The 14,198-nt window shown below is 66.0% G+C and carries 14 protein-coding genes; 8 read left to right on the top strand and 6 right to left on the bottom strand.

Annotation, left to right across the window (positions count from 1 at the left end):
• Positions 1–16: 16 nt before the first annotated feature.
• Positions 17–1,030: a polyprenyl synthetase family protein gene (locus Q5H94_RS09395; RefSeq protein ID WP_304561000.1), complete on the bottom strand. Its 1,014-nt coding sequence runs from the start codon at positions 1,028–1,030 to the stop codon at positions 17–19.
• Positions 1,031–1,137: 107 nt separating this feature from the next.
• Between Q5H94_RS09395 and Q5H94_RS09390 the strand changes: the two genes are divergently transcribed.
• Positions 1,138–1,422: a chorismate mutase gene (locus Q5H94_RS09390; RefSeq protein WP_304560999.1), complete on the top strand. Its 285-nt coding sequence runs from the start codon at positions 1,138–1,140 to the stop codon at positions 1,420–1,422.
• 4 nt (positions 1,423–1,426) lie between these two features.
• Here the strand turns inward: Q5H94_RS09390 and Q5H94_RS09385 are convergent, their stop codons facing one another.
• On the bottom strand, positions 1,427–2,560 hold the full coding sequence (locus Q5H94_RS09385; RefSeq protein ID WP_304560998.1) for a lipase family protein: 1,134 nt from the start codon (positions 2,558–2,560) through the stop codon (positions 1,427–1,429).
• Between the two features lie 123 nt (positions 2,561–2,683).
• On the opposite strand from Q5H94_RS09385, the gene Q5H94_RS09380 reads away from it, so the two are divergent.
• Positions 2,684–4,936: a transferrin receptor-like dimerization domain-containing protein gene (locus tag Q5H94_RS09380; protein ID WP_304560997.1), complete on the top strand. Its 2,253-nt coding sequence runs from the start codon at positions 2,684–2,686 to the stop codon at positions 4,934–4,936.
• A gap of 36 nt (positions 4,937–4,972) precedes the next feature.
• Here Q5H94_RS09380 and Q5H94_RS09375 read toward each other — a convergent pair whose 3' ends face one another.
• Both Q5H94_RS09375 and Q5H94_RS09370 read right to left on the bottom strand, forming a co-directional pair.
• Entirely contained in the window at positions 4,973–5,170 is a 198-nt protein-coding gene (locus Q5H94_RS09375) for a hypothetical protein (protein WP_304560996.1), read from the bottom strand.
• Between the two features lie 41 nt (positions 5,171–5,211).
• Positions 5,212–6,897, bottom strand: coding sequence for a sensor domain-containing diguanylate cyclase (locus tag Q5H94_RS09370; protein ID WP_304560995.1), 1,686 nt, complete (start codon positions 6,895–6,897; stop codon positions 5,212–5,214).
• A 268-nt stretch (positions 6,898–7,165) separates the two neighbouring features.
• Here Q5H94_RS09370 and Q5H94_RS09365 point away from each other — a divergent pair, with 268 nt between their 5' ends.
• Positions 7,166–7,504 carry a UrcA family protein gene (locus Q5H94_RS09365; RefSeq protein WP_304560994.1) on the top strand — a complete coding sequence of 113 codons (339 nt, stop codon included), beginning with the start codon at positions 7,166–7,168 and terminating at the stop codon, positions 7,502–7,504.
• Positions 7,505–7,561: 57 nt separating this feature from the next.
• On the opposite strand, the gene clpA is transcribed toward Q5H94_RS09365, so the two are convergent.
• Together clpA and Q5H94_RS09355 are read right to left on the bottom strand one after the other, a co-directional pair.
• Positions 7,562–9,877 carry an ATP-dependent Clp protease ATP-binding subunit ClpA gene (clpA, locus tag Q5H94_RS09360; protein WP_304560993.1) on the bottom strand — a complete coding sequence of 772 codons (2,316 nt, stop codon included), beginning with the start codon at positions 9,875–9,877 and terminating at the stop codon, positions 7,562–7,564.
• Between the two features lie 136 nt (positions 9,878–10,013).
• Positions 10,014–10,211 carry a DUF1192 domain-containing protein gene (locus Q5H94_RS09355; protein WP_304560992.1) on the bottom strand — a complete coding sequence of 66 codons (198 nt, stop codon included), beginning with the start codon at positions 10,209–10,211 and terminating at the stop codon, positions 10,014–10,016.
• A 67-nt stretch (positions 10,212–10,278) separates the two neighbouring features.
• Between Q5H94_RS09355 and Q5H94_RS09350 the strand changes: the two genes are divergently transcribed.
• The 5 genes from Q5H94_RS09350 to Q5H94_RS09330 all read left to right on the top strand — a co-directional run bounded on the left by Q5H94_RS09350 (position 10,279) and on the right by Q5H94_RS09330 (position 14,194).
• Entirely contained in the window at positions 10,279–11,280 is a 1,002-nt protein-coding gene (locus Q5H94_RS09350) for an NAD(P)H-quinone oxidoreductase (protein WP_304560991.1), read from the top strand.
• Between the two features lie 13 nt (positions 11,281–11,293).
• Positions 11,294–11,899: a hypothetical protein gene (locus tag Q5H94_RS09345; RefSeq protein ID WP_304560990.1), complete on the top strand. Its 606-nt coding sequence runs from the start codon at positions 11,294–11,296 to the stop codon at positions 11,897–11,899.
• Positions 11,899–12,486 (top strand): hypothetical protein, encoded by a 588-nt coding sequence (locus Q5H94_RS09340; RefSeq protein WP_304560989.1) that lies wholly within the window; start codon positions 11,899–11,901, stop codon positions 12,484–12,486. Before Q5H94_RS09345 ends, Q5H94_RS09340 begins: the two co-directional genes overlap by 1 nt.
• An 89-nt stretch (positions 12,487–12,575) precedes the next feature.
• The gene (locus Q5H94_RS09335) at positions 12,576–13,193 is read left to right on the top strand and encodes a glutathione S-transferase family protein (RefSeq protein ID WP_304561069.1); all 618 of its coding nucleotides are present in this window, start codon (positions 12,576–12,578) and stop codon (positions 13,191–13,193) included.
• A gap of 86 nt (positions 13,194–13,279) precedes the next feature.
• Positions 13,280–14,194 carry a UDP-2,3-diacylglucosamine diphosphatase gene (locus tag Q5H94_RS09330; protein ID WP_304560988.1) on the top strand — a complete coding sequence of 305 codons (915 nt, stop codon included), beginning with the start codon at positions 13,280–13,282 and terminating at the stop codon, positions 14,192–14,194.
• The last annotated feature ends 4 nt before the right edge of the window (positions 14,195–14,198 follow it).

Genomic DNA, 14,198 nt, shown 5'->3' with positions numbered 1-14,198 from the left:
GCCGCCGGCGGCGCGATCAGAACGCCCGCACCACCGCGAATTCGACCGCCTCGACCATCGCATCCTTGGCCTTTCCGTTCGGGAAGATGCCGAGCGAATCGATCGCGCGCTGGCCGTAGTGGCGCGCGCGGGCAAGGGTATCCTCGACCGCGTGCGTCGAGCGCACCAGCTGGATGGCGTGCGCGAAATCCTCGTCGCGGTTGCGATGGCCCTCGATCGCGGCCTTCCAGAATTTGCGATCCTCTTCGCTGCCGCGCGCATAGGCGAGGATGACGGGCAAGGTGGCCTTGCCGTCGCGGAAATCGTCTCCCGCGTCCTTGCCCATCGTACCCGCGTCGGAAACATAGTCGATCGCGTCGTCGACAAGCTGGAACGCGACGCCGAGGTTGCGGCCATAGGCGTCGAGCGCGGCTTCTTCCGCCTCGCTGCGTTCAGCCACCACCGCGGCGATCTTGCACGCGGCGGCGAACAGTGCCGCCGTCTTGGCGACGATGATGTCGAGATAGCGTTCTTCGGGCGTGTCGATGCGCCGCGCGGCGGTGAGCTGGTTGACCTCGCCCTCGGCGATGATCGCGCTCGCGCCCGACAGGATCTTCAGCACCTTGAGGCTGCCGTCCTCGACCATCAGCTCGAACGACCGGCTGAACAGGAAATCGCCGACCAGCACGCTCGCCGGGTTGCCCCAGATGAGGTTGGCGGTGCGCTTGCCCCGGCGCAGGTCCGATCCGTCGACGACGTCGTCGTGCAGCAGCGTGGCGGTATGGATGAACTCGACCGCGGCGGCCAGCCGGTGGTGGCGCGTGCCGGTATAGCCGAGCAGCTTCGCGCTCGCGAGCGTCAACATCGGCCGCATCCGCTTGCCGCCGCCCGCGATCAGATGCCCGGCGAGTGTCGGGATCAGCGGGATCTCCGACTGCATCCGGTCGAGGATCACGGCGTTGACGAGGTTGAGATCGCCCGAGACCAGATTGACCATCGCGTCGAGCGAAGGGGCCGGGCGCGGATCGAGGCGGTGAATGGTGGCGCTCATCTCGCTGGCGATGTGGCCGCTGTGTTGATTAAAGGCAACCCCGCGCGGGCTTGCGCCGCGACGAAGCGGCCATCAAAAGGCGCCGATCTACATGCGGGGAATGCACGATGACCGACGAGACGCTGAACGGCTTCCGCCAGAGCATCGACAATATCGACGCGGCGCTGGTGTTTCTGCTCGCCGAGCGCTTCAAGGTGACGCAGGCGGTAGGGCAGTACAAGGCGACCGCGGGCCTGCCCCCCGCCGATCCGGGTCGCGAGGACACGCAAATCGCGCGGCTGCGCGGGCTGGCCAAACAGGCGAACCTCGATCCCGATTTCAGCGAGAAGTTCCTGCGCTTCATCATCGACGAAGTGATCCGCCATCACGAGCGGGTGCGCGGGGAGGGGTGAGACCTTACAGTCTGCCGCAATCGTTCGGCGCGGGTGCGTCGGCGAAGCGTTGCCGCAACCACGCGGTGGTCACGGCCACCGAGCTCTTCGCGACCGAGACATGATCCCCGCCTGCGATCGGGACGTAGCGCACCGTCGCACGCGCTGCGCACAGCCGGTCGACAAAGCGCTTCGTCACTGCGGGCGACACGATCACGTCCTTCGACCCTTGCGCGATCAGTAGCGGCACGGCGAGCCCGTCGGGCGTGACGGAATTCTGGGTCATCAGCGCGGCCCAGCGGGGCGATGCGGCGAGATCCACGTTCCGCAATTGATGCGCGAGGCGCAGCATACCGATCTTGGTGCGCAGCTTGAAGCCATCGAGCGACACGCAATTTCGGGCGATCGCGGTGATGAGCGTCGCGGTGGCCGGCTTGACGACGGTGGTGAGGGGAAGGCCGTAGACTTTCGACCAGCTTTCCCCGGCGTAGGCCATTAGGAAAGCGCGCACGGCGGCGTTGGTGCCGCCGGTGAGATTGGCCTTGATATCCGTCGGCGGTGCCGCCGCTGCGACCCCGACCAGGGTCAGTTCCGGTGCATAACGTGCGGCCAGCTTGCCCGACCACAGCGCCGAATACGCGCCCAGCGACTCGCCCCATACCGCATAGTGAGCCGATGTCTGCGCGCCCGGCATGGCACGTGCCGCGCGCACGGCATCGAGCACGCTGTGCGCGGCGGCGGGGCCGATCAGGAACGGATGCGGGCCGGGATTGCCGAGACCCTGATAGTCGGGCGCCGTCACGACGTATCCGGCGGCGAGCATTTCCTTCAGCCCGGCGATTTGTGCGAACAGTCCCGGCTTGTCAGATAGCCCACAGGGCTCCGCCACGCCTGACGCGCCGTGCGCCCAGACCACCACCGGTCTTCCGCCGGCGGGCGCGCGTCCGGTCGGGACGACGACGGCACCGGTCACCACGATCGGGCGCCCGTCCTTGTCGGTCGAGCGATAGCTGATGCGGTGGGCGGCGGCTCCGGCAGGCGCGCCGGCTATGGATGTCGAGCGGACGATCGCGCCCTGCTGTGCAGCGAGGGGGGCGATCGGCGCCGTCAGGAGCGCGCCCGAGATCGCGATACTCAGCGCAGCTGTACACCTTGGCACATCGCTTCTCCGCAGCATTCTCACGAATTTACGCAAGTTTACGCGATGGGGCGCCGGGCCGCAATTGCGCTCGCTCCCGCGCTGACGCATGCTGCCTAAACATCAGCATACAGGGGTAGCGACATGATCAAGCGGGCAAGTCTTCTGGCGTGCGTGGGCGTGCTCGCCCTGGCGGGGGCGGCCGTCGCGCAAGCCCCGACCGACCGCAAGGCGCTGGAGGCGCAATTCGACGCTTCGGTCAGCTCGCAGGACCAGATGGACTGGATGAAGCAGATGTCGTCGGCGCCGAACCATGTCGGCAGCCCCCACGACAAGGCCAATGCCGATTTCATCCTGTCGAAGTTCAAGGAATGGGGCTGGGACGCGCATATCGAGACCTTTCAGGTGCTCTATCCCACGCCGATCTCGACGACGGTCGAGATGGTGAGCCCGGAGAAGATCACGCTCGGCGGGCAGGAGCCGCCGGTGCCGGGTGACGACACCTCCGCCGCCGCGATCACCAAGGACGCGCTGCCGCCCTACGTCGCCTTCCAGGGCGACGGCGACGTCACCGCCGATCTCGTCTACGTCAATTACGGCATGCCCGACGATTACAAGGCGCTCGCGCGGCGCGGCGTCGACGTGAGGGGCAAGATCGTCATCGCGCGCTACGGCGTCGGCTGGCGCGGGTTGAAGCCGAAGCTCGCGCAGGATCATGGCGCGGTCGGCACGATCATCTATTCGGACCCGGCCGACGACGGCTACGGCGAGGGTGACGTCTATCCCAAGGGCGGCGCGCGGCCCGATTTCGGCGTGCAGCGCGGCTCGGTCGCCGACATGACGACCTATCCCGGCGATCCGCTGACGCCCGGCATCGGCGCCACGGCAGGAGCGAAGCGGCTCAGCCGCGCGCAGGCGCAGACGATCCTCAAGATCCCCGTGCTGCCGATGTCGTACGGCGACGCATCGAAGCTGCTGGCGAAGCTCGGCGGTCCGCTCGCGCCGGAGCCGTTCCGCGGCGGCCTGCCGCTTGCCTATCACCTCGGCGGCGACAACGGCGTGCAGGTCCACCTCGCGGTCAAGTCCGACTGGTCGCTCAAGCCCGTCTACGACGTGATCGCCAAGCTGCCGGGCTCGCAATATCCCGATCAGTGGGTGCTGCGCGGCAATCACCATGACGGCTGGGTGTTCGGCGCGTCCGATCCGTTGTCGGGCAACGTCGCCATGCTGTCCGAGGCGAAGGCGCTGGGTGCGTTGTGGAAATCGGGCTGGCGGCCGCAGCGCACGATCGTCTTCGCGAGCTGGGATGCGGAGGAGCCGATGCTGCTCGGCTCGACCGAATGGGCCGAGGCGCACGCCGACGAGCTCCAGAAGAGGGCGGTTCTCTACATCAACACCGACGGCAACGGGCGCGGCTTCCTCTATGCGCAGGGGAGCCACGACTTCCAGCATCTCGTCAACGGTGTCGCCGCCGACGTGAAGGATCCCGAGACCGGTGCCTCGGCGGCGGAACGGATGCGCGCGGCGATCCGTGTCGGCGCGTACGACAAGACCGGGCGCGACGACGCGGCGACGCTGGCGGCGGCGGAGAAGGGCGGCGACGTGCCGATCGGGGCGCTCGGTTCGGGGTCGGACTATTCGGCCTATCTCCAGCATCTCGGCCTGCCGGCGCTCAACATCGGCTTCGGCGGGGAGGACGAGAGCGGCGGCGTCTACCACTCGATCTACGACAGCTATCATCACTTCACGACCTTCGACGATCCCGGCCTGAAATATGGTGCTGCGCTGTCGAAAGTGGTCGGGCGGCTGGTGCTGCGCGTGGCCGACAGCGACACGCCGCCGCAGCGCTTCGGCGATTTCGCGGACACGGTCGGCACGTATCTCGACGAGGTGAAGAAGCTCGCCGACGGCCGCCGCGAGGCTGACCGCAAGCGCGAGAAGCTGCTCAAGGACGACGCTTTCCGGCTGGCGAGCGACCCGTTGAAGCCGGTCGGCCCGGCGGCGGTGGAGGCGGACACGCCGCATGTCGAACTCGCCGCGCTGGAGGATGCGGTCGACCGGCTCAAGAAGGCGGCGGCAGCGTACGACAGCGCCTATGCCGACAAGGGTGGCAAACTGACGCCGGCGGCGCGGGTGAAGCTCAACGGCCAGTTGCGCGATATCGACCAGTTGCTGCTCGACGATCGCGGACTGCCCGGACGCACCTGGTACAAGCACATGATCTACGCGCCCGGCCGCTTCACCGGCTACGGCGCCAAGACGCTGCCGGGCGTGCGCGAGGCGATCGAGGAGCGGCGTTTCGACGACGCGAACGTCTATGCCGGACGCATCGCCAAGGTCTTGGACGCTTACAGCGCGCGGCTGGACGCGGCGCGGGTGACGGTGATGGGGAGATAGGGGTCGACCGGGGCGGCCTTCGCGCCGCCCCTCAGGTCAGGCGAATTTCTTCGACGTCCAGGTGATCAGCACCGAGACCGAGGCGATGCCGAGTTCGACCGCAGCCTGCACCTTGTGCGGGGAGAGGTCGGCGGCGTCGTGCGTGATCACGCGCAGGTCCATCGACGGATGGCGCACGCCCGCGATCAGCAACAGGGCCGCGCCGATCAGCAATGCGAGACGTCGATTCCGCATGGCTTTGCCATATCGCATCCGCAACGAGACGGCAAGATTGGTTAAGCGGCGTATCGCTCCGGTGCGGCGGCAACCTGTACGCGGTCCCGGCCTGCGGTCTTGGCCTCGAACAGCGCGCGGTCGGCGCTGTGGTACAGCATCTTCCAGTCGGCCTCGCGCAGCAACGGGCCGACGCAGGTGCCGATGCTGGCGGTGACGGGAATGTCGAACGGCATCCGCGCGACGCGCAGGCGTTCCAGGATTCCTTGGGGATCGGGCGCTTTGCCGCGCGCGGCGACAACGCCGAATTCCTCGCCGCCGAGCCGGGCGATCAGCGCGCCTTCCGGCATCGACTGGCGCAGCGTACGGGCGAAGATGCGCAGCACCTCGTCGCCGCCGTCATGGCCAATGGTTTCGTTGACGCGCTTGAAATGGTCGAGATCGGCGATGATCAACACCTGTTCGCCCTCGCGCCCGATCGCCTCGCGCAGGAACGCGCGGCGGTTGAGCAGCCCGGTCAGCGGATCGGTATCGGCAAGGAGCCGCGCCGCCATCTCCTGCTCGCGCGCCTCGTCGCGTTCGCGCGCGATCAGCAGGATGCGGTGCGCAATGGCGAGGCTCGACAGCAAAGCCTCCAGCGCCATCGAGGCGATGGTCGAATTGTCGACCCAGAAACTATAGGGCGTCAGCCCCAGGCTGAACGCGGCGCGCGCCAGCGCGAAGCCGAGCGGCAGGCTCCACGCGAGCGTGAAGAAGCCCAGATATGCACTCTGCCGGCGCCAGGCGTTGATGAGGATCGGCACCAGCGCACAGATCAGCGACAGCAGGCTGAGTGCATAGGCCGTGTCCAGCACCCGCATCTGCCACGGCGCGAGCAGCGCAAAGCAGACGGTGGAACACGTCACCATCCAGCCCACCGTCCGCACCACACGCCGCAGCGCGGGGGTGACGATGCCCTCCTCGAAGAAATTGCACAGGAAGGCGAGCGCGGACACGCTGACCATCGCCAGCAAAGTGTAGTTGATGCGCAGCCGCAGCGTGTTCGGGATATCCGGGAAGATCCACGCCAGCGCGCCCGACGAGGTGATGCCGTAGGCGAGCAGCCCCACCATCATCACGCAGTAGAACGCCATGAAGCGGTGCCGCAGCGCATGGGCGAGGCCCATGTTGAACAGCAGCAGCGCCAGGCACAGCCCGCAGAAGCTCGCGTAGAAGGCAGCCAGCAGCACGTCCGACAGGCTCGATTGCGCGGCCGTCGCCAGCGTCGGCGCGATCAGCATGCCGCGCAGGTTCTGCGATCCCTCGATATGCCAGAGCAGCCTGACGAGGCGGCGGTCGGTACGCGGCAGCCACCGCTGAAAGATCGCGCCAAGTTTCAGCGTGCGGGTAGCGGCCTGGTCGTCGGTGCGGATCGAGACGATATGGCCGTCGTCATAGAGTGCATGGATCGTCCCGACGCGCTGCCACGTGCTCGACGAACGCACGGCAAGACGCATGTCCAGGCCCTCGGCATTGAGCGGCTGGCTGATGACCCAATAGTCGCCGGGGCCGAAACGCGGCTGTGGCGTGGTGCAATCGAAGGCGGCGGGGGTCCGAAACAGCGCGCGCGCGGTCACGCCGGGTGCGGCGCGGACGATGCAGGGGTGGATCGCGGTGCCGACCGATCCGGCTTGAGCGTGCGCCGCGCCGGATCCGCAGAGCAGGGCGGCCAGAAACAGGAATATGGGGAGAAGCTGGCGCGGCGACATCACGAGAACGGCTAAGGCCAGTTCTGAAATATCTGGTAAATTTCGCGTGCATGTCGCCGGTTTCGCCGCATCCGCGCAGCGCGACTGGGCTGCACATCTCCGCAGAAAATGTCTCTGGTCTGTAACTAAAGCCGTTTAGTCGCGGCGAGACAGGGGCGAATCATCTATATAAAAATCACGAAATACCAGCATCCGGTCGCGAATAGATCAAATAAAATGTCACGAAGATTGACATGAAAACAATCGTGTTCCCGCAGGAGTCATAAAAATGCAGAAATTCTTTCTCAAATCCGCTATCGTCACTCTGATCATCGGCGCATCGTCGGCGCAAGCATCGCCTGTACTTCATCAGGAGCCGGTGCCGCAGGTTCGCGTCAGCTATGCCGATCTCGACATGAGCAGCGACCTGGGCCGCAAGAAGCTCGATCGCCGCGTGCGCTATGCAACCGACGCCGTGTGCGGCGGCGTGCTGTCGCGCGACCTGTCGATCCGCATGACGCAGACGGCCTGCCGCCGCAACGCGATGAAGGGCGCCGAGGTTCAGGTCGCGCGCGTCCTCGACGGCAATCGCGCCGTCGCGGTCGCCGTCAACTCCAACAACCGCTGATACGAAAAGGGGCAGGCCGGTCGCCCGGCCTGCCCCGATTTCCTTCTCGCCGAGACCTTATTTGGCGGCTTCGGTCTTGGGCGGAGACTTCTTCTTCGGCTTCTTCGGCGCGGCCGGCACGATTTCGAAGGCGAGCGCGCCGTCCTTCATCTTCACGCTGACCTCGCCACCGTGGACGAGCTTGCCGAACAGCAGCTCCTCGGCCAGCGGCTGCTTGATCTTCTCCTGGATCAGACGGCCCATCGGACGCGCGCCGTAGAGCTTGTCATAGCCCTTCGCCGTAAGCCACGTCTTGGACTCGTCGTCGAGGTTGATGTGGACGTTGCGATCGGCAAGCTGCAGCTCGAGCTGCAGGATGAACTTGTCGACCACGCGGGCGACGACCTCGGTCGGCAGATAGCCGAACGGCACGATCGCATCGAGACGGTTGCGGAACTCCGGCGTGAACATCTTCTGCACCGCCTGCTCATCCTCGCCCTCGCGGGAGAGGTTGCCGAAGCCGAGCGTCTCGCGCGCCATGTCGGATGCGCCCGCATTGGTCGTCATGATGAGGATGACGTTGCGGAAATCGACCGTCTTGCCGTGCTGGTCGGTGAGCCGCCCGTTGTCCATCACCTGCAGCAGGATGTTGAACAGGTCCGGGTGCGCCTTCTCGATCTCGTCGAGCAACAGCACGCTGTGCGGCTGCTGATCGATCGCGTCGGTCAGCAGACCGCCTTGATCGAAGCCGACATAACCCGGAGGCGCACCGATCAGGCGGCTGACCGAATGGCGCTCCATATATTCCGACATGTCGAACCGCTGGAGCGGGATGCCCATGATCGAGGCGAGCTGCTTGGCGACTTCGGTCTTGCCGACGCCGGTGGGGCCGGTGAACAGATAGTTGCCGATCGGCTTTTCGGGATCGCGCAGACCCGCGCGGCTGAGCTTGATCGCCGAGGCGAGCTTCTCGATCGCGACATTCTGGCCGAACACGACACGCTTCAGATCGGTCTCGAGGCTTTCGAGCGCCTTGGTGTCGTCGGTCGAGACCGATTTCGGCGGGATGCGCGCCATCGTCGCGATGACGGCCTCGATCTCCTTGGTCGTGATCGTCTTCTTGCGCTTGTTGAGCGGCACCAGCATCTGCATCGCGCCGACCTCGTCGATCACGTCGATCGCCTTGTCGGGCAGCTTGCGGTCGTTGATGTAGCGCGCCGAAAGCTCGACCGCCGCCTTGATGGCGTCGGGCGTGTACTTCACCGAATGGTGGCTTTCGAACGCAGACCGGAGCCCCGCGATGATCTTGATCGTGTCCTCGATCGTCGGCTCGTTCACGTCGATCTTCTGGAAGCGCCGCAGCAGGGCGCGGTCCTTCTCGAAGTGGTTGCGGAACTCCTTGTAGGTGGTCGATCCGATGCAACGGATCGTGCCGCCCGACAGCGCCGGCTTGAGCAGGTTCGACGCATCCATCGCGCCGCCGCTGGTCGCGCCGGCACCGATGACGGTGTGGATCTCGTCGATGAACAGGATGGCGTCGGGCATCTTCTCGAGCTCGGTGACGACCGCCTTCAGCCGCTCCTCGAAATCGCCGCGATAGCGCGTGCCGGCGAGCAGCGCGCCCATGTCGAGCGAGTAGATGACGGCGGGCAGCAGCACCTCGGGCACGTCGCCCTCGACGATCTTGCGCGCGAGGCCCTCGGCGATGGCCGTCTTGCCGACGCCGGGGTCGCCCACATAGAGCGGGTTGTTCTTCGAACGGCGGCAGAGGATCTGCACCGTGCGATCGACTTCGGGGCCGCGGCCGATGAGGGGATCGACCTTGCCAATCTTCGCCTTCTCGTTGAGATCGACGCAGAACTGCTTGAGGGCGCTTTCGCTCTTGCCCTTGCTGTCCTGCTTGGCGGGTTTCTCTTCCTCCGCGCCCTTCACTTCGCGGGCCTCGGGAGCTGCGCCGCCCTTGCCGACGCCGTGCGATATGAAGCTGACGGCATCGAGGCGGCTCATGTCCTGCTGCTGGAGGAAATAGACGGCGTAGCTCTCGCGTTCCGAGAACAGGGCGACGAGCACGTTGGCACCCGTCACCTCGTCGCGGCCCGAGGACTGGACGTGGAGGATGGCGCGCTGGACGACGCGCTGGAAGCCCGAGGTGGGCGAGGGATCGGTCGCGGCATCGACCTTCAGCGCCTCGAGCTCGGTGTCGAGATAATGGGCGACGGTGGTCTTCAGCTCGGCCAGATCTACGCCGCACGACGACATCACCTTGGAGGCATGTTCGTCATCGACGAGCGCGAGCAGCAGATGCTCCAGCGTCGCATATTCATGGCGCCGCGACGAAGCGGCTTCGAGCGCCTTGTGGAGGGTGGTTTCCAGCGCGGAGGCGAAAGATGGCATCAGATTACTCCATGCGGACCGCAAGCGAACGCGCGGCCCTTTCCAGATATGTTGGAAGGCTGGGCGTTCGCATCAAGCACTTGAAATGCTCCTTCATCGCCACCGCGTTCTCGCCGGCTGAACGGAGCGAACGCTGTCATGTCTTGAATATATCGTTTGCACTTGCGCGATGGTTAACGGCGCGTTGAATATTTTGTTTCGTCCGCGAAAGTTCACGTTCGAGGATGGCGACGCGCTCGTGCAGTTCGTCCACCGACAAACGCTCGAGATCCTGCTTCACCAGTTCGGTCAGCGGGTCGCCTGGTTTCTTCGCGAGAATCTCGTCGAGGTCCATGGTACGGATCGTTGACCGCCGGGCAGGCGATGTCAATAAGGCGGAAATACGGGGGCGCGCGAGACTGATGACGGCGATACCGAGCACGATGCGCGCGATCGATCCCGAAAGTGCGGGCGGTCCCGAAGTGCTGACCGTGGTCGAGCGGCCGGTGCCGGTGCCGCGCGTGGGCGAGGTGCTGATCCGTGTCGCCGCCGCCGGGGTCAACCGCCCCGACGTGATGCAGCGTGAGGGCAAATATCCGCCGCCGCCGGGGGCGCCTTCGATCCTCGGGCTGGAAGTGTCGGGCGAGATCGTCGCGCTCGGCCACGGCCTGTCGGACGAGCTGCTCGGCCAGCCGGTCTGCGCGCTGCTGGCGGGTGGCGGTTATGCCGAATACGCCGCAGTGCCGCTCGGCCAGACGCTGCCGGTGCCCGCGGCGCTGTCGATGATCGAGGCGGCGGCGCTGCCCGAGACGCTCTTCACCGTGTGGACCAACCTGTTCGAGCGCGCCTATGCGGTCGAGGGCGATACCGTGCTGGTCCACGGCGGCACGAGCGGCATCGGCACGATGGCGATTTTGCTGTCGAAACTGTTCGGGCTGACGATCATCGTCACGGCAGGCAGCGACGCGAAGTGCGAGGCTGCGCGCAAACTCGGCGCGGATCATGCCATCAATTACAACACCGCCGATTTCGTCGAGGCGGTGAAGGCGATCACCGGCGGGCGGGGGGTGCAGGCGGTGCTCGACATGGTCGGCGGCGATTATCTGCCGCGCAACCTGAAATGCCTCGCCGACGACGGTCGCCACGTCTCGATCGCGATCCAGCGCGGCAACAAGGCCGAAATCCCGATCTTCGAGATCATGCGCCGCCGCCTGACGCTGACCGGATCGACGCTGCGCGGCCGCGACGCGGCGTTCAAGGCGCTGGTCGCGGACGAGTTGCACCGCACCGTCTGGCCGCATGTCGAGGAGGGTAATCTCAAGCCCGTGATCGACCGCACCTTCCCGCTTGCAGACGCGGCGGCGGCGCATGCGCGGATGGAGGCGGGGGACCATATCGGCAAGGTCGTGCTGACGCTGGAGTGAGGCGAGGGAACGGATGACCGAGTTTGGGGGAACGATGGACTCGATGGACGTGCCCGCACCGCGCAGGCACGGAGTCAATTTCGGGCAATTGCTGCTGGTGGTGGCGATGGTCGCGCTGCTCGGCTGGGCGCAACTGACGGCGCACCGGCCGTGGTTCATCGCCAACCGGCCGCTCGTCGCGCATGTCGCCGATACGCCCGGCGTCACCGAGGAAATGCTCCGGCAGCGGATGGAGACCAACCGCTACGTCATCCAGAACGTGCGGTACGCGCCGCCCTTCGGCCGCACGATCATTCCCGATCTGGCGGAAGCGCGGACGCCGCCGGCGCTCGGCTATTCGTACCGCGAGATGTCGATGCTGGGTATGCCGCTGTTCGCCTACACCGATGCGGGCTTCGTCCTCTATACGGAGGATGGGCGGCGGGTGAAGATGGCGCCGCTCGACCCGCAGGGCCGGCAGGAGATCGATGCGATCGTCGGGCGTCCGGTCGCGCCCGACTATGGCTTTCCATTTCGCGATTTCCTCTGGGGCTGGTCGCTGATCGCGATGGTCGCGGCGTGGATATGGCTCTGGCAGCGCTCCAGGGACCGCGAGCGCGAAGCGGCGGGCATCATCTGATGGCGTTGAAGGATCCGGTCGTCGCGCGCGACGACACCATCCGCAGCGCCATCCTCGGCGTGATCGTGCTCGCCGCGATCGGGGTGTGGATGTTTTCCGAACGCCCCTTGTTCATCGGCGCGCGGTCCTGGGTGATGCAGGGCGTGGAGGTGAGACCCGGCGGCGTGTCGCCGCACTATGCGCGTATGGTCGACGAATACGGCGTGCATCTGCCCAAGAGCCGCCACACCCCGGTCTCGCTGCTGCGCGCGCGGGTGCGCCTGCCCGAGGCAGTCGAGGCGATCCCGACCGACATGCATTTCGGCTATTCGATCATCGAGACGAGCGTGCTTGGTGCCCCCTATTGGGCGCGCAAGGACGACGGATACGTGATCTACTACGAGACCCCGACCGAGTTCGTCTACGCACCCGTCACCGACGATTATCTGGCCCGCGTGAAGATCCCCGCGCCGAAGCCGGTTTCCAGCATGTCGCTGCCGTGGTGGGAGTATCTCTGGGGCTGGCTGTTCCCGCTCGCGCTGGCGGGCTGGGGTTGGTTCGAACTCGGCGCGGCGCGGCGACGGCGCGAGGCCGAGGGGATCATCTGATAAGGCTGGCTTGTGATTGCCGCGCGACGCCTTGTTTGTGCGACAACCGCCGCTCATCCAAAGCGCAGCGAAGAAGGGGGCAAATGACGATGACCGACCTGATCCTGCACGAATACGCGCGCTCCGGGAATTGCTACAAGATCCGCCTCACCGCCGCGCATCTCGGCATCGCGCTCCAGCGGCGGGAGTATGACATCATGCAGGGCGAGACGCGCACGCCTGCGTTCCTCGCCAGCGTAAGCGCCAACGGCCGCATCCCGGTGCTCCAGATCGGCGATTTTTTTCTGCCGGAGAGCAACGCCGCCTGCGTGTACCTCGCGCGCGAATCCGCGCTGGTGCCCGACGACGCGCTCGACTTCGCCGACATGCTGCGCTGGATGTTCTGGGAGCAGTACAATCACGAGACCTGCGTCGCCGTCCTGCGCTTCTGGCGCGGTTTCGTTGGCGAGGCGAACCTGACCGACCTGCAGCGCGCGCAACTGCCCGGCAAGGTCGAGGCGGCCGCCGCCGCGCTCGCGCTGATGGAGGATCATCTCGCCGCTCGCGCGTTCTTCGTTGGGGAGCGCTTCACGCTCGCAGACATCGGGCTCTACGCCTACACGCACGTCGCGGGGGAGGGCGGGATCGACCTGTCGCCCTATCCGGCGATCGTCGCGTGGCTGGCGCGCGTTGCCGCGCAGCCGGGCCATGTCGCGATCACCGCGTAACAGGCGCGTAACACGCCCTGCCACAAGCTGTAACAAAACATGGCCATAGCGCTTTCTCAGCCAGTTAGCTGACGGGGAACTCGCCAATGGACGCAGTCACCACGATCGCCACGGATTTCATCCCGGGCGTGGGCTCGGTTGCGGATTTCGCCGATTTCGCCAATTCGCGCCCGACCATCCCCGAGCGCGCCATCGCCGAGCGCCAGCGCTATCGCACGATCTGGATCTCCGACATCCATCTCGGCACGCGCGGCTGCAACGCCGACATGCTGATCGACTTCCTCGATCACGTCGACAGCGACCGCCTGTACCTGGTCGGCGACATCATCGACGGCTGGCGGCTGAAGAAGAAGTTCTACTGGCCCGCGGCCCACAATGACGTCGTCTGGCGCATCCTGAAGCGCGCCAAGCGCGGCACCGAGGTGATCTACATCCCCGGCAACCATGACGAGGTGCTGCGCCAGTTCAGCGGGCTCGATTTCGGCGGCATCGCCATCCGCCGCAACGCCATCCACGAAACGGCGGACGGCCGCCGCCTGCTGGTGCTGCACGGCGACGAATTCGATGCCATTACGCTTGCGCATCGGTGGCTGGCGCACGTCGGCGACTTCGCCTATGAATGCATGATGGCTCTGAACCGCTGGGTGAATGCGTATCGTCGTACCTTCAACCTGCCCTATTGGTCGCTGTCGAAGCACGCCAAGGCCAAGGTGAAGAATGCGGTCGAATTCATCTCCAATTACGAGGAAGTGATCGCCGAGGCGGCAGGCGCCCGCGGCGTCGACGGCGTCGTCTGCGGCCATATCCACACTGCCGAGATCCGCACCATCGCCGGGGTCGAATATTATAACGACGGCGACTGGGTGGAGGGATGCACTGCGCTGGTCGAGCATTTCGACGGCCGGATGGAAGTGCTGCACTGGGCCGATGAGATCGCCGCGCGGAACCTGCGGGAGCAGGAACTGTTAGAGCCGGCGGAGATCGAGATGTTAGCGGCCTGAACCC

It is taken from the genome of Sphingomonas immobilis, from assembly GCF_030580995.1.
GTDB lineage: Bacteria > Pseudomonadota > Alphaproteobacteria > Sphingomonadales > Sphingomonadaceae > Sphingomonas > Sphingomonas immobilis.
Note: the sequence above shows the minus strand (reverse complement) of the source record. Positions and strands in the feature narration are given on the sequence as shown.

Coding starts and splice junctions, on each gene's coding strand:
- Q5H94_RS09395 (WP_304561000.1), bottom strand. CDS start 1,030: ATGAGCGCCACCATTCACCGCCTCGATCCGCGCCCGGCCCCTTCGCTC.
- Q5H94_RS09390 (WP_304560999.1), top strand. CDS start 1,138: ATGACCGACGAGACGCTGAACGGCTTCCGCCAGAGCATCGACAATATC.
- Q5H94_RS09380 (WP_304560997.1), top strand. CDS start 2,684: ATGATCAAGCGGGCAAGTCTTCTGGCGTGCGTGGGCGTGCTCGCCCTG.
- Q5H94_RS09375 (WP_304560996.1), bottom strand. CDS start 5,170: ATGCGGAATCGACGTCTCGCATTGCTGATCGGCGCGGCCCTGTTGCTG.
- Q5H94_RS09370 (WP_304560995.1), bottom strand. CDS start 6,897: ATGTCGCCGCGCCAGCTTCTCCCCATATTCCTGTTTCTGGCCGCCCTG.
- Q5H94_RS09365 (WP_304560994.1), top strand. CDS start 7,166: ATGCAGAAATTCTTTCTCAAATCCGCTATCGTCACTCTGATCATCGGC.
- clpA (WP_304560993.1), bottom strand. CDS start 9,877: ATGCCATCTTTCGCCTCCGCGCTGGAAACCACCCTCCACAAGGCGCTC.
- Q5H94_RS09355 (WP_304560992.1), bottom strand. CDS start 10,211: ATGGACCTCGACGAGATTCTCGCGAAGAAACCAGGCGACCCGCTGACC.
- Q5H94_RS09350 (WP_304560991.1), top strand. CDS start 10,279: ATGACGGCGATACCGAGCACGATGCGCGCGATCGATCCCGAAAGTGCG.
- Q5H94_RS09345 (WP_304560990.1), top strand. CDS start 11,294: ATGACCGAGTTTGGGGGAACGATGGACTCGATGGACGTGCCCGCACCG.
- Q5H94_RS09340 (WP_304560989.1), top strand. CDS start 11,899: ATGGCGTTGAAGGATCCGGTCGTCGCGCGCGACGACACCATCCGCAGC.
- Q5H94_RS09335 (WP_304561069.1), top strand. CDS start 12,576: ATGACCGACCTGATCCTGCACGAATACGCGCGCTCCGGGAATTGCTAC.
- Q5H94_RS09330 (WP_304560988.1), top strand. CDS start 13,280: ATGGACGCAGTCACCACGATCGCCACGGATTTCATCCCGGGCGTGGGC.